18 protein-coding genes and 1 tRNA gene are annotated in these 20,541 nt (G+C 68.2%); 8 read left to right on the top strand and 11 right to left on the bottom strand.

The window, feature by feature from the left end; genetic code table 11:
• Positions 1–49: 49 nt before the first annotated feature.
• On the top strand, positions 50–2,413 hold the full coding sequence (locus D0Z60_RS01955) for a DUF305 domain-containing protein (protein ID WP_338056169.1): 2,364 nt from the start codon (positions 50–52) through the stop codon (positions 2,411–2,413).
• Positions 2,414–2,480: 67 nt separating this feature from the next.
• Here D0Z60_RS01955 and D0Z60_RS01950 read toward each other — a convergent pair whose 3' ends face one another.
• Together D0Z60_RS01950 and D0Z60_RS01945 are read right to left on the bottom strand one after the other, a co-directional pair.
• Positions 2,481–2,621: an entericidin A/B family lipoprotein gene (locus D0Z60_RS01950; protein ID WP_118856560.1), complete on the bottom strand. Its 141-nt coding sequence runs from the start codon at positions 2,619–2,621 to the stop codon at positions 2,481–2,483.
• A 99-nt stretch (positions 2,622–2,720) separates the two neighbouring features.
• Positions 2,721–3,515 carry a thymidylate synthase gene (locus D0Z60_RS01945; RefSeq protein WP_118856558.1) on the bottom strand — a complete coding sequence of 265 codons (795 nt, stop codon included), beginning with the start codon at positions 3,513–3,515 and terminating at the stop codon, positions 2,721–2,723.
• A gap of 123 nt (positions 3,516–3,638) precedes the next feature.
• Here D0Z60_RS01945 and D0Z60_RS01940 point away from each other — a divergent pair, with 123 nt between their 5' ends.
• The gene (locus D0Z60_RS01940) at positions 3,639–4,040 is read left to right on the top strand and encodes a JAB domain-containing protein (RefSeq protein ID WP_118856556.1); all 402 of its coding nucleotides are present in this window, start codon (positions 3,639–3,641) and stop codon (positions 4,038–4,040) included.
• 10 nt (positions 4,041–4,050) lie between these two features.
• Here the strand turns inward: D0Z60_RS01940 and D0Z60_RS01935 are convergent, their stop codons facing one another.
• Genes D0Z60_RS01935 through D0Z60_RS01920 form a run of 4 tightly spaced genes read right to left on the bottom strand, consistent with a single transcriptional unit; the run spans position 4,051 to position 9,383 of the window.
• Positions 4,051–4,737 carry a methyltransferase domain-containing protein gene (locus D0Z60_RS01935; protein ID WP_118856554.1) on the bottom strand — a complete coding sequence of 229 codons (687 nt, stop codon included), beginning with the start codon at positions 4,735–4,737 and terminating at the stop codon, positions 4,051–4,053.
• Positions 4,727–5,854 carry a peptide chain release factor 2 gene (gene prfB, locus D0Z60_RS01930; RefSeq protein ID WP_118856552.1) on the bottom strand — a complete coding sequence of 376 codons (1,128 nt, stop codon included), beginning with the start codon at positions 5,852–5,854 and terminating at the stop codon, positions 4,727–4,729. The genes D0Z60_RS01935 and prfB overlap by 11 nt, the downstream gene beginning before the upstream one ends.
• A 51-nt stretch (positions 5,855–5,905) precedes the next feature.
• Entirely contained in the window at positions 5,906–8,476 is a 2,571-nt protein-coding gene (locus D0Z60_RS01925) for a penicillin-binding protein 1A (RefSeq protein WP_118856549.1), read from the bottom strand.
• A 46-nt stretch (positions 8,477–8,522) separates the two neighbouring features.
• Positions 8,523–9,383, bottom strand: a complete 861-nt coding sequence (locus D0Z60_RS01920) for an N-acetylmuramoyl-L-alanine amidase family protein (RefSeq protein ID WP_118856547.1) — start codon at positions 9,381–9,383, stop codon at positions 8,523–8,525.
• Positions 9,384–9,718: 335 nt separating this feature from the next.
• Between D0Z60_RS01920 and D0Z60_RS01915 the strand changes: the two genes are divergently transcribed.
• From D0Z60_RS01915 to D0Z60_RS01905, 3 genes are all read left to right on the top strand, one after another.
• Entirely contained in the window at positions 9,719–12,283 is a 2,565-nt protein-coding gene (locus D0Z60_RS01915) for an Rne/Rng family ribonuclease (protein WP_205421021.1), read from the top strand.
• An 85-nt stretch (positions 12,284–12,368) separates the two neighbouring features.
• On the top strand, positions 12,369–13,706 hold the full coding sequence (locus tag D0Z60_RS01910) for a M48 family metalloprotease (RefSeq protein WP_240325502.1): 1,338 nt from the start codon (positions 12,369–12,371) through the stop codon (positions 13,704–13,706).
• Complete coding sequence (locus D0Z60_RS01905) at positions 13,703–14,416, top strand: DsbA family protein (RefSeq protein WP_118856543.1); 714 nt, start codon at positions 13,703–13,705, stop codon at positions 14,414–14,416. The genes D0Z60_RS01910 and D0Z60_RS01905 overlap by 4 nt, the downstream gene beginning before the upstream one ends.
• Here the strand turns inward: D0Z60_RS01905 and D0Z60_RS01900 are convergent.
• Positions 14,413–15,087: an RlmE family RNA methyltransferase gene (locus D0Z60_RS01900; RefSeq protein WP_118856541.1), complete on the bottom strand. Its 675-nt coding sequence runs from the start codon at positions 15,085–15,087 to the stop codon at positions 14,413–14,415. The genes D0Z60_RS01905 and D0Z60_RS01900 overlap by 4 nt on opposite strands.
• On the bottom strand, positions 15,084–16,136 hold the full coding sequence (locus D0Z60_RS01895) for a Ppx/GppA phosphatase family protein (protein ID WP_118856539.1): 1,053 nt from the start codon (positions 16,134–16,136) through the stop codon (positions 15,084–15,086). Before D0Z60_RS01895 ends, D0Z60_RS01900 begins: the two co-directional genes overlap by 4 nt.
• Before the next feature lie 163 nt (positions 16,137–16,299).
• Here D0Z60_RS01895 and D0Z60_RS01890 point away from each other — a divergent pair.
• Positions 16,300–16,373 (top strand) — tRNA-Gln (locus tag D0Z60_RS01890).
• A gap of 19 nt (positions 16,374–16,392) precedes the next feature.
• Here the strand turns inward: D0Z60_RS01890 and D0Z60_RS01885 are convergent.
• The 3 genes from D0Z60_RS01885 to D0Z60_RS01875 all read right to left on the bottom strand — a co-directional run bounded on the left by D0Z60_RS01885 (position 16,393) and on the right by D0Z60_RS01875 (position 18,636).
• The gene (locus tag D0Z60_RS01885; protein WP_118856537.1) at positions 16,393–17,322 is read right to left on the bottom strand and encodes an MBL fold metallo-hydrolase; all 930 of its coding nucleotides are present in this window, start codon (positions 17,320–17,322) and stop codon (positions 16,393–16,395) included.
• Positions 17,323–17,379: 57 nt separating this feature from the next.
• Positions 17,380–17,898 (bottom strand): LytR/AlgR family response regulator transcription factor, encoded by a 519-nt coding sequence (locus D0Z60_RS01880; protein ID WP_162888032.1) that lies wholly within the window; start codon positions 17,896–17,898, stop codon positions 17,380–17,382.
• A gap of 129 nt (positions 17,899–18,027) precedes the next feature.
• Positions 18,028–18,636, bottom strand: a complete 609-nt coding sequence (locus D0Z60_RS01875) for a cell wall hydrolase (RefSeq protein WP_118856533.1) — start codon at positions 18,634–18,636, stop codon at positions 18,028–18,030.
• Between the two features lie 270 nt (positions 18,637–18,906).
• Here D0Z60_RS01875 and D0Z60_RS01870 point away from each other — a divergent pair, with 270 nt between their 5' ends.
• Positions 18,907–19,308, top strand: coding sequence for an EVE domain-containing protein (locus tag D0Z60_RS01870; RefSeq protein WP_118856531.1), 402 nt, complete (start codon positions 18,907–18,909; stop codon positions 19,306–19,308).
• A 208-nt stretch (positions 19,309–19,516) separates the two neighbouring features.
• Positions 19,517–20,536 (top strand): Acg family FMN-binding oxidoreductase, encoded by a 1,020-nt coding sequence (locus tag D0Z60_RS01865; RefSeq protein WP_118856529.1) that lies wholly within the window; start codon positions 19,517–19,519, stop codon positions 20,534–20,536.
• Positions 20,537–20,541 lie beyond the last annotated feature (5 nt).

Genomic DNA, 20,541 nt, shown 5'->3' with positions numbered 1-20,541 from the left:
CCTCCCCTCACGATTCGCGAGGAAAAACATGGCGGTCCGGTGTGTTGCGTTGCTTGTTGGAACCACGCTTGCGGCGCTTGCCGCCCCAGCTTTTGCCGTCCCGATCGTCCAGCCCGGAGCGCCCGGCGCGGCGCCGCGCATTTTGACGCCGGAGGAAGCATCCCGGGTCGCCAACACCCGCTTCACCGCTGCCGACGTGGAGTTCATGGGCGCGATGCTCCACCATCACCGCCAGGCGGTGGAGATGGCCGAGCTGGCGCCATCGGGCACCGCTAACAAGCCGATCCTCGAGCTCGCCAACCGGATCCTCGCCTCGCAGCGCGACGAGATGAAGTTCATGACGGCGTGGCTCGCCGCGCGCGGGGTGACGCCGCCGCCGATGGCCGCCGGCCACCATCATCATGGCGCAATCACCATGGCGGGAATGGCCAGCCCCGAGCAGATGGCGCGGCTGCGCGCCGCCAAGGGCCGCGAATTCGACCGCTTGTTCCTCCAGCTGATGACCGCGCACCACGCCGGCGCGCTGAAGATGGTCGAGGAACTGCTCGAAAGCCCCGGCGCGGCCTATGACCCGGTGCTGTATCAGTTCACCAGCGACGTGAAGAACGAGCAGAGCGCCGAGATCAAGCGCATGGACGCGCTCGCCGCGACCCTCGCCGCCGATCCGCGCGAGGGCCTCAAGCCGGGCTTCCGCAATGCGGGCCAGGCGATTTCCAACCTGACGCTGGTCGCGGCCCTGCCCAAGCCGCCGGGCTTCTTCGACCCGGTCAATCCCGCCAATTTGCCGCCGCCGAAGGCGAAGAAGGGCGTCAAGCCGACGCTCGATCCATTCCGCGACGACGGCCAGTTGAACGACAAGACCGAATGGAGCGACCGCTCGCCGCTGCTGAGCTTCGCCCAGACCGACATGGCGTTCGCCGGCGACCGGCTGTTCGTCGGCAATTACCACGGCTTCAATACTTACCGGCTCGGCTCCGACGGGGTTCCGGTCCAGCTCGGCTCGGTGGTCTGCGCCGGCGGCCAGGGCGACGTGTCGGTGATCGGCAACCTGCTGATCATGTCGGTCGAGCAGAACCGCGGGCGGCTCGACTGCGGCGCTCAGGGCGTCGCCGACGACGTCAGCCGCGAGCGCTTCCGCGGCATCCGCATCTTCGACATTTCCGACATCGCCCGGCCGCGCCAGGTCGGGCTGGTCCAGACCTGCCGCGGAAGTCACACCCATTCGATCGTCAAGGGACCGGAGGGCGACGGGCGGATCCTGGTCTATGTCTCGGGCACCGCCAACGTGCGCAAGCGCGAGGAGCTTGCCGGCTGCGTCCCCGAAGCGTCGGGCAACAGCAGCTATTTCCGGATCGACGTGGTCGAGATCCCGGTCGCCAATCCGGCCGCGGCGCGGATCGTCGACAGCCCGGCGGTGTTCGCCGACCCGCGCACCGGCGAGCTTGCCGGACTGTGGCGCGGCGGCGATCATGGCAAGGACACGCAGGAAACGCGGCTCACCGACCAGTGCCACGACATCACAGTGCTGCCGGCGCGCAAGCTCGCCGCCGGCGCCTGCGCGGGCAACGGCATCATCTTCGACATCTCCGACCCGATGAAGCCCCGCCGGATCGACGTCGTCGCCGATCCCGGCTTCGCGTACTGGCATTCGGCGACCTTCAACAATGACGGCAGCAAGGTCATCTTCACCGACGAATGGGGCGGCGGGTCGCGCCCGCGCTGCCGCAACCAGGACCGCCGCGACTGGGGCGCCAATGCACTATACGACGTGGTCGACGGCAAGCTCGTCCGCCGCGCCACCTACAAGCTCGCCGCGGCCCAGTCGGAGACCGAAAATTGCGTCGCCCACAACGGCTCGCTGATCCCGGTGCCGGGCCGCGATATCATGGTCCAGGCGTGGTACCAGGGCGGGATTTCGGTGTTCGATTTCACCAACAGCGCCGCGCCGACCGAGATCGGGTACTTCGACCGCGGCCCGATCGATGCCAAGCGCGACGTGCTCGGCGGGCACTGGTCGGCCTATTATTACCGCGGGCGGATCTACGCGACCGAGATCGCGCGCGGGCTCGACGTGCTGGCGCTCAAGCCCAGCGCGATGCTCAGCGCAAATGAGATCGCCGCCGCCGCGCTGGCCGACGTCGGTCCGAGCTTCAACCCACAGCAGCAATATCCGGTGCGCTGGCCGGCCGTCACGGTCGTCGCCCGCGCCTACGCCGACCAGCTGCGCCGCGCGGGAACGCTCGACCCGGCGTTCGGCGCCCGTCTCGAAGCCGCGCTTGCCGACACCGACGCCCGGCTCGCGCAGAGCGCCCGGGACGCGTCCCTCGCCGCCCGCCTTACCGCGCTCGCCGCCGAAACCCGCCACGCGGGGCTGGCCGAGACGCTACGGCAGATCGCCGCTCGGATAAACTGACAGTACGAAAAACCCCGCCGGACTTGCGCCCGGCGGGGTCGGAAATCTTCGCGGATTTCGGCCTAGCTTAGCACTGGCCGTTGTTGATCGCGTTCTCGGTGCAGTTGGCGACCGATTTGACGTCCTCACCGGCGCCGCGGACGGTGTTGCAGGCGGCGAGGATGAGCCCGCTCGAAATCAGCATCATGGTGGTCACTTTACGAAGCATCACTCTTTCTCCTGTCCTGTGCGCTGAACGAACGCCGCATACGCCACGAAGTTCATTCCACCTGTGTAATTTTCAGATGCGTCGCCCTTTTGCAACCGCTCAAACCGCGACCGGCGCGGAAATGTGGGGATGGGGCTCGTAGCCCTCGAAAGAGAAGTCGCCGGGCTGATAGTCGAACAGCCCCTGCCCGCGCTCGGCGATGACCAGCCTGGGCAACTCGCGCGGCTCGCGGCTCAACTGCAGCCGCGCCTGATCGAGGTGGTTGGAATAGAGGTGGACGTCGCCCCCGGTCCACACGAATACCCCCGGCTCGAGCCCGCATTCGCGCGCCAGCATGTGGGTCAGCAGGGCGTAGGAGGCAATGTTGAACGGCACGCCGAGGAAAAGGTCGGCGCTGCGCTGATAGAGCTGGAGGTTGAGGCGGCCCGCCGCAACCTGGGTTTGGAACAGGCAGTGGCACGGCGCCAGCGCCATCTGGCCGATCTCGCCGGGGTTCCAGGCGGTGACGATCTGGCGCCGCGACGTCGGGTCCTTGCGGATGGTCTCGACCAAGCCTGCGATCTGGTCGATCTCGCGCCCGTCGGCGGCTTCCCAGCGCCGCCACTGCTTGCCGTAGACCGGACCGAGGTCGCCCGCTTCGTCGGCCCATTCGTCCCAGATGCTGACCTTGTTCTCCTGCAGCCAGCGGACGTTGGTGTCGCCCTTCAGGAACCACAGCAATTCGACGATGATCGACCGCAAGTGCAGCTTCTTGGTCGTTACCAGCGGGAAGCCGTCGGCGAGGTCGAAGCGCATCTGCGCCCCGAACAGGCTCAGCGTTCCGGTGCCGGTGCGGTCGGCCTGCGGGACGCCCTCGGCGAGCACCCGCGCCATCAGATCGAGATATTGACGCATCGCTTCAGCCTAGCCGCCCGACCGGCGCGGGCAAGCGGCATTGCGCCGTTTTGGACAGAGTCTCGCCGGTAAGGGATTCGTCTCCGCTCGCCGCGGCACCGGTCTGAGGCCTAGCTTGCGGCGATGTTCTATCAGCGTGCCGAATCGCTGCGGTTGGACGGGCTTGAGGCGGCCCGGCGGTTCTTCGCCGGGCTTCTCGCCGAGAGCGACCCGATGCGCGAGCATCTGTGGATCGCCCACGTCGACGATGCGGCGCGCTGCGTCCACCTCAGCCGCCATGACGGGGCCGAGACCGGCGCAACCGTTCCGCTCCGGCAGATCCTGGTCGACGCTGCGCTCCACGGCAGCAGCGGCCTGCTGCTCGCGCACAACCACCCCTCCGGCGACGCCACGCCGAGCGCGGAGGATTGCGCGGTCACGCGGCGGCTCTCGCTGGTCGGCGAGGCGATGGACCTCACGGTGGTCGACCATCTGGTGATCGCCGGGACCGACTACCGGTCGATGCGGGCGATGGGGCTGCTTTAAAGCCGCGCCGTCACTTGCAAGGTGTGATCGCCGCCGGCCGCGGTCGCGGGCGAGCGGCACGATAAGCCGCCATGTAGCTGTCCGTCCCGACCACCGGCGCGCGGGCGACTCGTTCGAGCCCGATCGAACCGAGTTCGCAATCGAGCTGGGCCGGCGGCATGCCGTGGCGTTCGACCGGTCGGTCGGCGTCGACCACCACCACCAGCCCGCCCGGCTTGAGCCCGGCGACGAGGTGCCAAAGGAAGGCGTAGGGCTCGGTCACCTCATGGTACATGTGGACGAGGAAGATCCGATCGAAGCTGGCGGGCGGAAGCCGCGGGTCGGCGGGCAGGCCGAGGCGCACCGACACATTGTCGAGCCCTTCGCGCTGGACCCGGAGCGCGAGACGGTCGCGGGTATCGGCGTCGATGTCCTGCGCCAATACGCGCCCGCGCGGTCCGACCACGGGCGACAGGCGCACGGTGTAATAGCCCTCGCCGGCGCCGATGTCGGCGACCGACATGCCCGGCTTCACCCCGGCAAAGGCGATCACCGCATCCGCCTCGCCGACCCGGTCACGCGCATCCTCGGTCGAGAAGGCGTCGGATATGATCGGTGCGACCGGGCGGTGGGCTTCCGGAAAGACGTCCGGCTCCTCGCCGCGGCACGCGCCGAGCGCGGCTGCCGCGAAGAGGAAGAGGACGAGCCTAGTCGACATCTTCGACGTCGACCTTTTCGCCGGTCACCCGCTGCGACAGCGCGGCGGCCATGAACCGGTCGAGATCGCCGTCGAGCACGTCGCCTGGCGCGGTCGAGGTGACTCCGGTCCTAAGGTCCTTGACCAGCTGATAGGGCTGCAGGACGTAGGAACGGATCTGGTGGCCCCAGCCGATGTCCGTCTTGTTGGCCGCGCTGGCGTCGGCCTCCGCTTCGCGCCGCTGAAGCTCGACCTCGTAAAGGCGGGCCTTGAGCTGCTTCATCGCCTCCGCGCGGTTCTTGTGCTGGCTGCGCTGGTTCTGACACTGGACGACGATGTTGGTGGGGATGTGGGTGATCCGCACCGCGCTGTCCGTCGTGTTGACGTGCTGGCCACCGGCGCCGCTGGCGCGATAGGTGTCGACCCTGAGCTCGCTCTCGTTGATCTCGATGTCGATGTCGTCGTCGACCTCGGGATAGACCCACACGCTGGCAAAGCTGGTGTGGCGCCGCGCCGAGCTGTCGTAGGGGCTGATCCGGACCAGCCGGTGGACTCCGCCCTCGACCTTGAGATTGCCATAGGCGTTCTCGCCCTTGATCAGGATCGTGGCCGACTTGATCCCGGCCTGCTCGCCCGAATGATGGTCGACCATCTCGACCTTCATGCCGTGGCGCTCGCCCCAGCGCGTGTACATACGCAGCAACATCGAAGCCCAGTCGTTGGATTCGGTCCCGCCGGCGCCGCTGTTGATCTCGACATAGCTGTTGTTGGCGTCGGCTTCGCCGGCGAGCAGGGCGGCGACCTTGTCACGCTCGGCCCGCTCGGCAAGCTCGGCCAACGCCTGGACGCCATCGTCGACCAGCCCGTCGTCCCCTTCCGCGTCGGCCATCTCGATCAGCTCGACGGTATCCTTGAGCTCGCTCTCGGTCTTGGCGGTCGCGCCGATCGCTTCCTCGAGCCGGCGGCGCTCGCGCATCACCTCCTGCGCGGCCTTGGGATCGTCCCACAGGCTGGGGTCCTCGACCTTGGCGTTGAGCTCGGCCAGCCTTTTGTGGGCGACGTCCCAGTCGAGGAAGCGGCGCAGCAATTGCACCGCCGCCTTGATCTGGTCGATATGGGCTTGCGCTTCAGCGCGCATGGTTATCCTTCCCAAATCCGTTCGCGGGAAGAACGGGGTTCCTGCGGGCCTCTAGTAAATCCCGTCTTGCCTTTGCAAGAAGTCGTCCCTCGGCGGCGCCGGCCGCTGCGCCCGCTCGGCGCGCGCCGGGCGCGGGCGCCGTACGGCGGCGGCGGACCGGCGATCGACCTCGGCGCGCTCCTCGCGGCGGAACGAGCGGCGCGGTTCGGTTTCGGGCTTGAACGCCTCCCAGATCACCGACGACTTGGGATCTTCGACGGTCGGAAAGGCGCCGAAGACGCGCTTGCCGGTGACCCGGTCGATGCGCACCATGCGGATGCCTTCGGGCGCGACGAACGGAAGCTTGGGCATGTCCTTCAAGGACGCCTCGGCCCATTGCTTGAACACCGGCGCCGCGACGCGCCCGCCCTGCGCCGCATGGCCCATCGGGCGCGGCTGGTCGTAGCCGAGATAGACTCCGGCGACGACCTCGGGCGTTCCACCGATGAACCACACGTTGGTCGGTCCGCTGGTCGTCCCGGTCTTGCCGAACAGCGGCCGGTCGAGGCTGCGCAGCGTGGTCGCGGTGCCGCGCTCGACCACGCCTTCGAGGATGTGGACCATCTGGTAGGCGGCCTGCGGATCGAGCAGCTGGCGCTGGCGCGAAGGCGGACGCGGCATCGCCTGGCCGTTCCAGTCGCGCGCCTTGCAGCCCTGCATCACCTGGCAACGGTTGTCGGTGCGGAAGATGACCTTGCCGTTGCGGTCCTGGACGAAGTCGATGATCGACGGCCGCACCTCGCGGCCCTGGTTGGCGAGGACGGCGTAGGAATTCACGATGTTGAGCATGGTGGTGTCGCCGGCGCCGAGCGCGATCGACAGATAATTGGGATAATCGCCGACCCCGAGCTTCTTGGCGTTCTCGATGACCTTCGGCATTCCGGCCTGCGAGGCGGCGCGCACGGTCATCAGGTTGCGCGATTGCTCGACCCCCCAGCGCATCGTCTTGGGACCGGCATAGCGGCCGTCGAAATTACGGAAGCATTTGTTGCCGAGGCCGGCGCCCTGCCACACGCAAAACGGCGAATCGACCAAGATCGAGGCCGGCGTCATGCCGTTCTCGAGCGCGGTGACGTAAACGATCGGCTTGAACGCCGAGCCCGGCTGGCGCTTGGCCTGGGTGGCGCGATTGTAGGACGATCCGACCACGTCGAACCCGCCCTGCATCGCCAGCACGCGGCCGGTGTTGACTTCCTGCGCCAGGAACGCGCCGCCGATCTCCGGGATCGAGCGCAGCGCATAGGTCTCGCCGCCGACCTTCTTGGCGATTACGATCATGCCCGGCCGAAGGTTGGAGAAGGCGCTCCCGCCCCCGCCCTTCTTTGGCTGCTGGGCGTTGCCCGCCGGGATGGTGCCGCGCTCGCCGTTGGCGAAGCCGATCGTCGCCGAGCCGGAGGCTTTCGCGAGGACCACTGCCTTGCGCCAATCGGGAAAGCCGGTGCCAAGCGCCGCGCTGCGAAGCTGCGCCGCCCAGTCGCCGTCGATCGGGATCGTCAGCCCGGTGTCGCGCCAGCCGCGGCCGCCGTCGAACCGCGCGAGACCCTCTCGCAGCGCCTCTGCGGCGGCATCCTGCATCACCGGGACCATGGAGCTGCGCACCCACAGGCCGCCGGCATAGACGCTGTTGGGACCGTCCTCGGCCTTTTCGCCGAAGCGGCGGATGAGGTCGCGCCGCACCTCCTCCATGAAATAGCCGCCCATCTGGCGGAATTTCTCGTTGCTTCCATAGGGAATGGTGCCGAGCGGGGCAGCAGCGGCGGCAACGCGCTGGGAGTCGCTGATGAACTCGTTCTTGGCCATCTCGCCGAGCACGTAGTTGCGGCGGGCGAGTGCGCGGCTGGTGGCGCGGATCGGATCGTAGTTCGACGGCGCCTTGGGCAGGATCGCCAGATAGGCCGCTTCGGGCAGGGTAAGCTCGCTGACGTCCTTGTCGAAATAGGCGCGGCTGGCGGCTTGGATGCCGTAGGCGTTGCGGCCGAGGAAGATGGAGTTGAGATAAAGCTCGAAAATCTGTTCCTTCGACAGCGTATCCTCGAGCCGGAAGGCGAGGATCATCTCGCGGATCTTGCGGCTGACGGCATATTCGTCGTCCTGGAGCAGATATTTGGCGACCTGCTGGGTGATCGTCGATCCGCCCGGCACGCGCCCGCCCTGGCCGACGTTGAGGGTGTAGTTGAACACCGCCTTGGTCAGCCCCGGATAGTCGAGCCCGCCGTGGCTGAAGAAGGTCTTGTCCTCGGCCGAGATGAAGGCGTTGACGATCAGCGGGGGGTATTCGTCGAACGACAGCTCGACCCGGCGCTCGCGAGCGAAGGTCTGGACGGGATTGCCGTCGTAGCCGCGGACGTTGCTCGGCAGCGGCGGCTGATAGGCGAGCAGCGTCTGCGCACTCGGCAGCGTGGCCGAGAAGTAGACGAAGGTGACGATGCCGATGAGAAAGGCCGCGACCGCCGCCCAGGTCAGCCGGCGCAGCCAGGTGCGCCGCCACAGCGGATCGAGCCGGTCGCGGATCCGCTGGTTGAAGGCGACGAGATCGGGCAGGCGGTTGCCGATCGCGGTCAACGGGGCAGTGAGGCTTGGCATGGTCGCTCGCTCGTCTAGCCGCTTCCCCCGGCCCGGCAAAGGCGCTTTAGCGGCCGCGTGCGATGAGCGCGCCCTCGATCTCTATCGCCCGTGCCAACGCTGCGACGATCGGCGCGCGGCCTTCGGGCGTGAGCAGCACGGCCTCGTCCTCGGCGTTGCTGATGTAGCCGGCCTCGAACAATACGCCCGGCACTTCCGAGCGGCGCAGGACGTGGAAGGCGGCGAAGCGGTGGGGCTCGGGGCGAAGCAGGACCCGTCCTCGGCTCGAGCGGATCAGCCGCTCGGCAAGCGCCGCCGAGGCCGCCATCTGGTCGCGTAGCGCGAGATCGGACAGAATGTAGCGGACGCTGGAGCCGGCTTCGCTGGTCAGCGCCCCGCCGGCGGCGTTTTCGACCCGGGCGAAGCGCGCTGCCTCGCTGTCGGACGCGACATCGGAGAGGGAGTAGACACTGGCGCCGCGGGCGAGCGGGTTGGGCGCGCTGTCCATGTGCACCGAGATGAACAAAGCAGCGCCGATGCGACGGGCGAGCTCGGCGCGCTGCTCGAGCGACAAAGTGCGGTCGGTGTCGCGGGTCAGCGCGACGCGCACCCGGCCGCCTTCAACCAGGCGGGCGCGAAGCTCGCGCGCGAAGGCGAGGGTCAGCTCCTTCTCGCTGGCGGTGCCCGACAGGCCGCTCGCGCCGGGATCGGTGCCGCCGTGGCCCGGGTCGATCAGCACGATCGGGCGGCCCGGAATGCGCGCCTCGCTGATCGCCACGTCGCGTACCGGTTCGCCGAGGGCGACGGTGACCCCGCCGCGCCGCGCTTCGCCGAGCAGCGCGTCGTCACTGCCCTCGCTGCCGCTACATGCAGCAAGCGAAAAGGCCATTGCGAGCGTGGCGCACAAGTGAAGGCGGCCCGGGTTCATCGCCTTCCTATCGGGCACCCTTGGCCTAGCGGGCAAGGGGCCGCGTGTTTCGATTGCTCCCCGGCCCCCCGGGTGCTAACCCGCTATCGCCCGCCGGCGACGCGCGGGCCTGCGCTGCTCCGCGGCGCGGACTTCACGAGGTTGACGCTGCATGATGCCACAGGATGCCACCCGACCGTGCCTTAAGGGCCGGGTGATGGCGTCCGCTCCGGATATGTCCGGATTGGCGCGCGCAGCAGACGCATATCCCGCAAATCACGCCGGCGTTGTATCGCCGGCTGCAACAATCGCGCGCCCGGCCCTCACAAGGCGGCGGCGCGCCCGGAGAATATTCAATGTCCATGCGCATGCTGATCGATGCGCGCCACCCGGAGGAAACTCGGGTCGCGGTCGTCAAGGGAAGCCGGATCGAGGAGCTTGACTTCGAATCCGCCGAGCACAAGCAGCTCAAAGGAAATATCTATCTCGCCAAGGTGACACGGGTCGAACCGTCGCTGCAGGCGGCGTTCATCGAATATGGCGGCAATCGCCATGGGTTCCTCGCGTTCAGCGAGATTCACCCCGATTATTACCAAATCCCCAAGGCCGACCGCGAAGCGCTGCTACGCGAGGAAGCGGAGCACGCCGCCGAGGAAGAGCGGCTGCGCTACGAATCCGACGACGAGAGCCTCGATCCGCACCACGAGGACGACGGCACCGACGATCGCCCCGAGGAGGTCGGCGAGGACGACGATCACGGCGAGAACGGCGAGGGCTCCAACGGCTCGACCGTCGGCACCGGGAGCAGCCGCTCGCCGGTCGACGAAAGCGCCGCCGACGAGTTGCGCAAGAAGCGCCAGGCGCTGCGCCGCCGCTACAAGATCCAGGACGTCATTCAGCGCCGCCAGGTGCTTCTGGTCCAGGTCGTCAAGGAGGAGCGGGGCAACAAGGGCGCGGCGCTGACCACCTACCTCAGCCTCGCCGGACGCTATTGCGTGCTGATGCCCAACACCAGCCACGGCGGCGGCATTTCGCGCAAGATCTCCAACGGCGCCGACCGCAAGCGGCTGAAGTCGATCATGAGCGACCTCAAGCTGCCGTCGACGATGGGGCTGATCGTGCGCACCGCCGGGCTCGAGCGGACCAAGGTCGAGATCAAACGCGACTTCGACTATCTCGCCCGGCTGTGGGACGAAATCCGCGAGAAGACGCTGACGAGCAGCGCGCCGGCGTTGATCTACCGCGACAGCGACCTCGTCAAACGCGCCATCCGCGACCTCTACAACAAGGAGATCGACGAGGTCATCGTCGAGGGCGAGGACGGCTACAAGGCGGCGCGCGGCTTCATGAAGCTGCTGATGCCGAGCCACGTCAAGCGCGTGCGCTCCTACGCCGAGGCGACTCCGATCTTCCAACGCTACGGCGTCGAGGACCAATTGTCGGCGATGTACCAGCCGGTCGTCCAGCTGAAGAGCGGCGGCTACCTGGTGATCAACCCGACCGAGGCGCTGGTGTCGATCGACATCAACTCCGGCCGGGCTACGCGCGAGCATAATATCGAGCAGACCGCGTTTGCCACCAACCTCGAGGCGGCAGCCGAAATCGCGCGTCAACTGAGGCTGCGCGACATGGCCGGACTGGTCGTCATCGACTTCATCGACATGGAGCAGAACAGCCACGTCCGTAAGGTCGAGAAGGCGATGAAGGACGCGCTGAAGAACGACCGCGCGCGCATCCAGGTCGGCCGCATTTCGAGCTTCGGGCTGATGGAGATGAGCCGCCAGCGCCTGCGCACCGGCGTGCTCGAGGCATCGACCAAGGCTTGCCCGCATTGCGAGGGCACCGGCCTCATGCGCACCGCCAGCTCGGCCGGCCTCAGCGCACTGCGCATCATCGAGGACGAAGCGGCGCGCGGCCGCGGCGACCGGATCACGCTGCGCGCCGGGCGCGAGGCGGCGGTCTATCTGCTCAACCGCAAGCGCGCCGAACTGGCCGAGATCGAGACCCGCTACGGCGTCATGGTCGAGGTGCTGATCGACGAGTCGATGGAAGGCGCCCGGATGAGCGTCGACAGCAGCGGCGCTCGGCCGGTTCCCGCGCCGCGCCCGACCGCTCAGCCCGAAGTCGACATCGACGAGGACGACGACATCGAGGAATTCGACGAGCCGGTCGAGGACGAGGAAGAGGTCGACGAGCGGGGCGATTCCGACCGTCGTCCGAGCCGAGACACCTCCAGCGATGACGATCGCGACGGCCGCAAGCGCCGGCGGCGGCGTCGCGGCGGACGCGGCCGCAACCGCAATCGCTCCGACGAGGATGGCGAGCGCGGCGAGACGGGTGCCGATCGCGCCGCGGACGAGCCGGCCGAGGAAGCTGCGTCGCCAACCGACCGCGAGAACCTACCTGAAGAGGGCGGCGCCAAGCGCCGTGGACGCCGTGGCGGCCGCTCGCGCGGTGCCGGCGCCGATCGCGCCGAGGGCGCAGAGCAGGCGATCGCTACGGACGAGCAGCCGATGGTCGAGCCGGTCGTCGCCGACGCCGAACCGCTCGAGCCTGCGGCCGAGCAGAGCGCGCCCAAGACCCGCCGCCGTCCGCGCGCGAAGGGACCGACCACGCCCGCTGCCCAGGCTTCGGAGGTGCCGAGTGAGGCTCCCGCTGCGGTTGAGGCGGAGGCCGAGAAGCCGAAGCGCCGCAGCCGGGCCAAAGCCGTCGCCGAAGCGCCGAGCGTAAGCCCAGAGCCGGTCGAGGCCGCGGCTGCACTCGAGACTGCGCGCCCCAAGGCCCGCCGCTCGCGCGCCAAGGCGAGCGACGAGGCGCCGCCGCCCGCGGAACCTGCGCCGGCCGCCGCCGCGGCGGATGAGGTGACCGACGAGTCGGGTAGCGAAACCCGTCGCGGCTGGTGGCAGAGGACGTTTGGCTAGCGCCAGCCGGTTTCATCGACGGTTCAGGCCGGGAGTGGGACAGCGCGCCATGCGCCCGCGCCCCTCCCGCCTTGCCGGCCTCCTCATGCTGTGGCTGGCCGTGGTGTGCACCGCGGTCCAGCCGGCAGCGGCCCAGCAGATCCTACGCGACAGCGAGACCGAACTGCTGTTCCGCGACCTGTCCAAGCCATTGATCGAAGCAGCCGGGCTCAGGCCCGAGAACGTCAAGATTGTCCTCATCCATGATAACGACATCAACGCGTTCGTCGCCCAGGGCCAGGTGGTCTATGTCCACACCGGGCTGATCGAGAAGGCCGACAACGCCAATCAGCTCCAGGGCGTCATCGCTCACGAGCTCGGCCACGTCGTCCAGGGCGTCCAGATCCGCATGGGCGAGGGCGTCCGCTCGGCGACCGCGATCACCTTGCTGTCGGTCCTGCTCGGGATCGCTGCCGCGGCGGCCGGCGCTCCGGATGCGGGGATGGGGGTGATGATGGCCGGCCAGCGCGCCGCGATGGGCAATCTGATGTCCTTCACCCGAGCCCAGGAGAGCTCGGCCGACTCCGCCGGTGCCGCCTATCTCGCAAAGTCCGCGATCAGCGGCCGCGGGAGTATCGATTTCTTCAAGAAGCTGCAGACCCAGGAATATCGCCTCGCGGTCTATGCCAAGGACAGTTACGACCGGACTCACCCGCTGAGCCAGGAGCGGATCCAGGCGCTGTCCGAAATCTACCAGCGCGATCCGGCGTGGAACCGGCCGACTGACCCGGCGCTCGAGGCACGCTTCCAGCGGGTCAAGGCCAAGCTGGTCGGCTACGTCAATTCGAAGAATGCGCCGACGCTCTATCCCGAATCCGACCGCAGCGTTCCGGGGCATTATGCCCGCGCTTACGCCTATCACCTCGGCGCCTATCCGGAGAAAGCGCTGAGCGAAGCCAATGCGCTGATCGCGACCGCGCCGAACGATCCCTTCTTCCTCGAGCTCAAGGGCCAGATCCTGCTCGAAAGCGGCCGCCCGAGCGAGGCGCTGCCGCTCTTGCGCAAGGCGGTCGCACTGGCACCTGACCAGCCGATGATCGCGGTCACGCTCGGCCATGCGCTGGTCGCCACCGAGCAGTCGAAAAACCTCGCCGAGGCGCTCGACGTGCTCAAGGCGGCGGTCGGGCGCGACAATGAGAATCCGTTCGCCTGGCTCCAGCTCGGCATGATTTACGAGCGGCTCGGCGACCGCGCGCGTGCCGCGCTGGCGATGGCCGAGAGCCGCAACCTCGAAGGCAAGCCGAAGCTTGCGCTGGCCAGCGCGCGCATGGCGATGGCCGGCATTCCCTCGGGAACGCCCGATTATCTGCGCGCGCAGGACATCGCGCTCGTCAGCCAGGCCGAGCTCGACAAGGACAAGAAGAAGGGCAAGTCGGACAAATGAGCGACCGCGCGCGTGCGCCCTGGAAGGCCGGGCTGATCGGCGGACTGGTCGGCGCCGTGCTGACCGCCGTCCTGCTGATCGCGATCCTTCCGCAATGGCTTGGCCCGCGCATCGTCCGCGAGGGGCTTATGCGCGATCCGGAAGCGCTGGTCGCAGCGAGCGACGCGCTGAAGGCCAAGCAGGCGAGTGCGGCAATCGGCCCGATCCGGGCGGCGCTCGAAACGCCGTTTGCTTCATCGTGGAAGGGCGCCGCCAAGCCGACCGCGACGATGACCTATTTCTACGATTACGCGTGCGGATATTGCCGCAAGTCCAATCCCGACATCGAGCGGCTTCTCGCCGAGGACAAGGGGCTTCGCGTGGTCTATCGCGAGCTACCGATCCTCGGGCCCGACAGCATTGCCGCTGCGCGGGTTGCGCTGGCCGCCTCGCGCGCCGGCAAGTTCGCCGCATTCCACGACGCTCTGTCCGAAGCCGGGCGCCCGACGCCTGGCGCCATTTCACGCGTCGCCAACGCCCTCGCCTTGTCGCCCGCCGACGCGCAATCTTCCGATGTCGAGGCCGAGATCCGCAAAAACATGGCGCTGGCCGGCCAGCTTGGAGCGACCGGAACGCCGTTGTTCGTGGTCGGCGACACCGTCATCAATTCGGCCGCCGGCTACGATGCGCTCAAGCAGGCAATCGCCGCAGCGCGGGGTCGCGCCGGCTAGGCCTGCGCGGGGCCCTTGAAGCCCTGGGCCACGACATACCATTCGCTCGAGCCCTTCCGGCTGGCCGGCGGCTTGGCGTGCTTCACGGTGGTGAAATGGCGCTTGAGCTCGGCAACGAGATGGTTGTCGGCGCCGCCTGCCAGCACCTTGGCAACGAATGCGCCGCCCGGACGCAGGATCTGCGTCGCGAACTCCAGCCCGGCCTCGACCAGCCCCATCGTGCGCAGATGATCGGTCTGCGGGTGGCCTACGGTGTTGGCCGCCATATCGCTCATCACCAGATCGGCCTGATCGTGGCCGAGCGCTTCGCGCAGTCGGGCGGGCGCGTCATCGTCCATAAAGTCCATCTGCAGAATCGCGACGCCGTCGAGCGGGTCGGTGGCTAGCAGGTCGATGCCCGCGATTGCCGCCTTGGGCGAGCGGCGGCGCACGACCTGGCTCCAGCCGCCCGGAGCGATGCCGAGATCGACCACTGCGCCGACCCCTTTGAGCAGACCGAACCGCTCGTCGAGCTCGATCAGCTTGTAGGCGGCACGGCTGCGGTAGCCGTCGGCCTTGGCGCGCTTCACATAGGGGTCGTTGAGCTGGCGCTCGAGCCAGCGGGTCGAGCTGACCTTGCGCCCCTTGGCGGTCTTGACGCGGGTGTGCGGTCCGCCGCCGGCGCGGCTCATACCGGATAGCCGTCGTTGGCCATCATCGAGCGTAAGATGCCCTCGCGGATGCCGCGATCGGCCACGCCTAGCCGGTCGGCCGGCCAGATGTCGAGGATCGCCTCGAGGATGGCGCAGCCGGCGACCACCAGGTCGGCGCGCTCGGCGCCGATGCACGGCACGCTCGAACGACCGCCGAAATCCATCTCGGCGATCATCGTCGAGATCCGCCGCATGTCGTCGATCGGCACATGCAGCCCGTCGACCGCGCGCCGATCGTAGCTCGGCAGCGCAAGGTGCACGCTCGCCAGCGTGGTGACCGTGCCAGACGTCCCGAGCAGCCGGATGCCGTCGCGGTCGGCGGGGAGGATCTCGGCAAAGCGCGAGAAGCTGTCCTTGGCCCGCGCTTTCATCCGCGCATAGGCCTCGAACCGATTGTCGCCGTCGCTTGCGCCGACGCTCTCGCTTTCGGTCAGCGACACCACGCCCCACGGCGCCGACCACCAGGCGCGGATGCGCGGCGGGCGGTCGTCCTCACCCGGCTCGACCAGCACCAGTTCGGTCGAGCCGCCGCCGATGTCGAAGATCAGCGCCGGCCCGTCGCCCGGCTCGAGCAGCTTGTGGCAGCCGAGGACGGCCAGCCGCGCTTCCTCCTGCGGCGCGATAATCTCCATCGCGATCCCGGTTTCGCGGCGCACCCGCTCGGCGAACTCGCGTCCGTTCGCAGCGCGGCGGCAGGCCTCGGTCGCGACCGAGCGAGCCAGAGTGACATGGCGGCGGCGGAGCTTGTCGGCACAAATGGCTAGCGCCGCAACCGCGCGGTCCATCGCGTCCTGCCCAAGTCGTCCCGTGACGCTCAAGCCCTCGCCCAGGCGGACAACCCTGGAAAAAGCATCCACGACGGTGAAATTGTCGCCGGTCGGCCGGGCGATCAGCAGGCGGCAATTATTGGTGCCGAGGTCGATCGCGCCATAGGTGTGACGCGAGTCCTGGCGGCGCGGCGGTGACCTGGGGTCCGCCGCAGGCTCGGCCGGGCGAGGCGGCGGCGAAGCGGCGAGTGGGTTCGCCATTGCCGGAATTCCATTCTATCCTTGGCCGGCCGCTTGAGGCGACCGGCTGACTTGGCTCCAGCATAATTCAGATTATCCCCGCCGCGCAACCTCGCCCTTGAACGCGGCCCGGCGCGGCGTTGACAGGCCGGGGTCTGCTTCCTATGCCGCGCGCCGGCAGCACTGCCCGATCGTCTAATGGTAAGACTACGGACTCTGACTCCGTCAATCGTGGTTCGAATCCACGTCGGGCATCCACGCTGCCGCGACCAAGCCGCTAGAGCGCGTTCACCGGTATCTTGATGTAGCGCACGCCGTTCGCCTCCGGCTCCGGAAGTCGGCCGCCGCGGATATTAACCTGGACCGAGGGCATGATCAGCTCGGGCATCGCCAACGTACGGTCGCGCCCAGTGCGCATTTCGAAGAATGCGTCCTCGGTCACGCCGTCGCGGACGTGAACGTTGCCGGCGCGCTGCTCCGCGACCGTCGTCTCCCAGCGATAGTCCTCTCGGCCCGGCGCCTTGTAGTCGTGGCACAGGAAGATGCGCGTTTCGGCCGGAAGCTCGAGCAGGCGGCGGATCGAGCGGTACAATTGCCGCGCGCAGCCGCCCGGAAAGTCGGTTCGGGCCGTGCCGTAGTCGGGCATGAACAGGGTGTCGCCGACGAACGCGGCGTCGCCGACGACATAGGCCATATCGGCCGGCGTATGGCCTGGTACGTGGAGCGCGACGCCCTCGAGCTGGCCGATGGTGAAGCTGTCGCCGTCATCGAACAATCGGTCGAATTGCGAGCCGTCACGCTCGAACTCAGTGCCGGCGTTGAACAGCTTGCCGAACACCTCCTGCACGCGAATGATGTCGCGGCCGATGGCGAGCTTGCCGCCGAACTTCTCCTGGAGCAGCGGCGCGGCGGACAGATGATCGGCATGGGCGTGCGTTTCGAGCACCCATTCGACCTTCAGTCCGTGCTGTTCGACATGGGCAATGATGCGCTCGACCGAAGTCGAGCCGGTGCGGCCCGACGCCGGGTCGTAGTCCAATACGCTGTCGACGATAGCTGCATGTCTGGTCGCGGGGTCGGCGACGACGTGGCTCACGGTGTGGGTCGCGTCGTCGAAGAAGCTGGCGACGTCCGGGCGGGCGGACTCGCCGCGAACGGCTCGCTCGACTACCGCCCGCGCCTTCGCCAGCGCCACATCCTCGGCCATCGCAGATGCTCCTCAGCGGTCATTTTGGACCCCGCGAAGCGCCCACGCAAGCGAAGGCTAATGCTGGGTCCCGGCGATCCAGTGCTCGAGACGGGTCTTGAGCGAGCGGCGCGAAGGGATGAAGCCGGGCTCGTCAGGCTCCGCCGCCATCTCCGCAGGTTCGTCCATGCCGTCGTAGATCAGCAAGTTGGGCGGCAGCTTGGGGCGAAGCGTGGCCCGGCCGCGCATCACGTCCTCGGCCATCGCCAGGCTGCGGTGAACGTCCTCGGCGGTGAATGGCTTGAGCAGGCAGCCAAGCGCGAGGTCGGGCATCGGGAAGGCCGGCGCCTTGCCGGTGACGAACAGGCAGGGAATGTCGAAATCGCCGAGCCGGACGGCGACCGAGAAGCCGGTCGAGCCGCGCGCCAACTGGAGGTCGACCAGCGCCAAGTCGGGATCATATTGCCGTGCCGCCTCGACTGCTCCGTCGAGATCGTCGACGCGAGCGACGACGCGATAGCGCGGATTGTCCTCGACGAGATATTTGAGGGTCGTCGCCAGTTGTGCATCGTCTTCGACGATCAGGATCTTCAGCACGCCTCGCCTCCCCTGCGGCAGAGAAAGTCGTTTCGCCGCAAATGGATGCTGCGCCGATCAACGCGGCGTGCGAATCCCGCGTTTGACGGGTTATCGGCGAGCCGAGTCAGCGGCGCGACGAATGGAGCCTTAGGTGCGATAAAAGATGTGCGTGCCAATCTTGTTGGCACGTGTGAGCCGGCGGCCCCACGACGGGGCGACATAGTCGGCATGATACCACAGCACGTCGGTTGAGAGCACCGGGATCGCATTGGCGGTCGCCAGTCGGGTCACGCCGAGCGCCTTGCGCCAAGCGGCGGACGCCTGGTCGACGGCAGGGTAGCGGCCGCTGCGCGGATCGACGAACGAGAACTGCCAGGGCTGCTTGACGGTGGCGCACCAGCTGGACGGATATTTGCCCGAGGCGGCGCGGTTCATGATGACACGGGCGACCGCGAGCTGACCTTCGAGCGATTCGCCGCGCGCTTCGTGGTAGACCGCGACGGCGATGCAATGTGCTTCCGCGTCGAGCTCGGCGCCGGCGCTGTACTTGTCGACCAGCGCGTAGAGGCCCCAGCCGTTCTGGGCGAGCCACGCGGCCTCGCGGGCGATCGCTTCGGGAGTCTTGGCGGCGGTCGCCGCAGTGGCGCCCGAAGCGCCGGAGGCCTGCTGGCCGAACGCTTCGCTCGACCCGCCGACGAGGGCAATACAAAGGGCGGCCGCCGCGGCGACGCCGCGGCTACGTAGCTTGCTGAACAATCCTAATTCCCGCTTGTGCGGACAGGCTTTCCGCCACGCCCGGCCGACCCTACCTGGCCGGCCTCCCCGTGGGGTCCACCTGTCCGTCTAGCTCCGGAGTTCCGGCGACAACGCGCTCGTGGAACTCTCTCGCTTTCCAAATTGCTGCGCTGCACATACGTGAGCCGGCGCAGGGCGCAAGGCGAGTCCGGACGAGTCGAGCCGATCGTCCGGTGAGTTGCGTCAAACCAGGGAACCCTGAACGAACGTTCAGTTTTTGCGAGGAAAATCATGGCCTTCTGGCTCTTGCGCTCCGAACCTGAAGTCTATGGCTGGCCCGAGCTCGTGCGCGACGGCGAAACCGAGTGGGACGGCGTGCGCAATTACACCGCGCGCAACTTCCTCAAGGCGATGGCGGTCGGCGACCGGGCCCTGTTCTACCACAGCAACACCGCCAAGGCGGCGGTCGGCGTAATGGAGGTGGTCCGCGCGTGGCGGCCCGACGGGGCCGACGGCCAGTGGGCCAGCGTCGCGGTGCGGCCGGTGGCGGAGCTGAAGCGGCCGGTGACGCTGGCGGCGATCAAGGCCGAGCCGCGCCTCGCGGCCCTCGAGATGCTGCGCCAGTCGCGACTCAGCGTGACCCCGGTGCGCGACGAGGAATGGGCGGTGCTACTGGAAATGGGCGGCCAGTAAAATTCACGACTTTCACGCAGCATCGACCGTTTTGGGGACCGTTTCGCGAAGTTAAGAAGGCGGCGGCCGAGCGCGGCGACGATGGTTTGGCCAAGGCGGATGCGAGGTGGAAAGAGCCGCGAGCAGCGTCGCATGATCAGGGGGCTGTAGGACAGCCATTTGTCGACCGACAAAGCCGCGTAGGCTCATTTCGTGGCATAAAGCCGCAATGGTTGACGCCGACTCCGCCTGGCAGATCGATCCGCAGGCTTATCCGGCCAAGGGGACAGCGCAGGAACGGCTGCGGTTCCTGCTGCGCTACGCCGTCCTGGCGCCGTCGAGCCACAACAGCCAGCCCTGGCGCTTTCGCCTCGCCGGCGACACGCTCGAGGTCCGTGCCGACCGCAGCCGGCGCCTGCCCGCGGTCGATCCCGACGACCGCGCGTTGACCATTTCGTGCGGAGCGGCGATCGGCATGCTCGTCACGGCCATGCGCCGCTTCGGCAACAGCGGGACGCTCGCCCTGCTCCCCGAGCCGCGCGAAGGTGACTTGATGGCGCGGGTGACACTCGGCGCGCCGCGCGCACCGGATCAAGCAGACGAAGCCCGCTGCGACGCCATCACGCGGCGCCGGACGACCCGCCGGGCGCTCTCCGGCACATTGCCCGGGGGCCTTGCCGAGAGGTTGAGCGAGATAGCCGAGGCGGCGGGCGTCGAACTGGCGATCATCGCCGAGGCGGAGCGGCGCGAGGTGATCGGCGAGCTCATCGCGCAGGGCGATCGCGCTCAGTTCGCCGACCCCGCCTTCCGCCGCGAGCTGGGTCACTGGGTGCGATCGCGCCGCTCGCGCCGCGGCGACGGCATGTCCGGCGCCAATTTCGGCCTGCCCGATCGGCTGTCGCGGGCGGGCGGACTGGTGGTTCGGCTGGTCGACATGGGCAAGGGCATTGCCGCCAAGGACCGGACGCTGGCCGCCCAGGCTCCGGCTCTACTGGCAATCGCGACGCCCGGCGACACGGCGCGGGACTGGCTTGTTGCGGGCATCACCCATGCCGAGCTGCTGCTGGAAGTGACGGCCGCCGGCCTCACCGCGGCCTACATGAACCAGCCGATCGAGGTGCCGGCGCTGCGGCCGCGCCTGCGGCACTCCGCCGGGCTGCGCGGCATTCCGCAATTGCTGCTCCGGATCGGCTCGGGTCCAACCGTTCCGCCCGCTGCTCGGCGGCCGTTGGAGGCGGTGCTGGAGTGAGCCCG

The sequence above is a fragment of the Sphingomonas mesophila genome (assembly GCF_003499275.1).
Taxonomy (GTDB): domain Bacteria; phylum Pseudomonadota; class Alphaproteobacteria; order Sphingomonadales; family Sphingomonadaceae; genus Sphingomicrobium; species Sphingomicrobium mesophilum.
The sequence above is the reverse complement of the archived record's forward strand: the minus strand, read 5'-3'. Positions and strand labels throughout refer to the sequence as shown.

What these genes read in the sequence shown, in the direction of transcription:
- D0Z60_RS01950 (WP_118856560.1), bottom strand. Translation starts at nt 2,621, where the DNA reads ATGCTTCGTAAAGTGACCACCATGATGCTGATTTCGAGCGGGCTCATC.
- D0Z60_RS01945 (WP_118856558.1), bottom strand. Translation starts at nt 3,515, where the DNA reads ATGCGTCAATATCTCGATCTGATGGCGCGGGTGCTCGCCGAGGGCGTC.
- D0Z60_RS01940 (WP_118856556.1), top strand. Translation starts at nt 3,639, where the DNA reads ATGTTCTATCAGCGTGCCGAATCGCTGCGGTTGGACGGGCTTGAGGCG.
- D0Z60_RS01935 (WP_118856554.1), bottom strand. Translation starts at nt 4,737, where the DNA reads ATGTCGACTAGGCTCGTCCTCTTCCTCTTCGCGGCAGCCGCGCTCGGC.
- prfB (WP_118856552.1), bottom strand. Translation starts at nt 5,854, where the DNA reads ATGCGCGCTGAAGCGCAAGCCCATATCGACCAGATCAAGGCGGCGGTG.
- D0Z60_RS01925 (WP_118856549.1), bottom strand. Translation starts at nt 8,476, where the DNA reads ATGCCAAGCCTCACTGCCCCGTTGACCGCGATCGGCAACCGCCTGCCC.
- D0Z60_RS01920 (WP_118856547.1), bottom strand. Translation starts at nt 9,383, where the DNA reads ATGAACCCGGGCCGCCTTCACTTGTGCGCCACGCTCGCAATGGCCTTT.
- D0Z60_RS01915 (WP_205421021.1), top strand. Translation starts at nt 9,719, where the DNA reads ATGTCCATGCGCATGCTGATCGATGCGCGCCACCCGGAGGAAACTCGG.
- D0Z60_RS01910 (WP_240325502.1), top strand. Translation starts at nt 12,369, where the DNA reads ATGCTGTGGCTGGCCGTGGTGTGCACCGCGGTCCAGCCGGCAGCGGCC.
- D0Z60_RS01905 (WP_118856543.1), top strand. Translation starts at nt 13,703, where the DNA reads ATGAGCGACCGCGCGCGTGCGCCCTGGAAGGCCGGGCTGATCGGCGGA.
- D0Z60_RS01900 (WP_118856541.1), bottom strand. Translation starts at nt 15,087, where the DNA reads ATGAGCCGCGCCGGCGGCGGACCGCACACCCGCGTCAAGACCGCCAAG.
- D0Z60_RS01895 (WP_118856539.1), bottom strand. Translation starts at nt 16,136, where the DNA reads ATGGCGAACCCACTCGCCGCTTCGCCGCCGCCTCGCCCGGCCGAGCCT.
- D0Z60_RS01885 (WP_118856537.1), bottom strand. Translation starts at nt 17,322, where the DNA reads ATGGCCGAGGATGTGGCGCTGGCGAAGGCGCGGGCGGTAGTCGAGCGA.
- D0Z60_RS01870 (WP_118856531.1), top strand. Translation starts at nt 18,907, where the DNA reads ATGGCCTTCTGGCTCTTGCGCTCCGAACCTGAAGTCTATGGCTGGCCC.
- D0Z60_RS01865 (WP_118856529.1), top strand. Translation starts at nt 19,517, where the DNA reads ATGGTTGACGCCGACTCCGCCTGGCAGATCGATCCGCAGGCTTATCCG.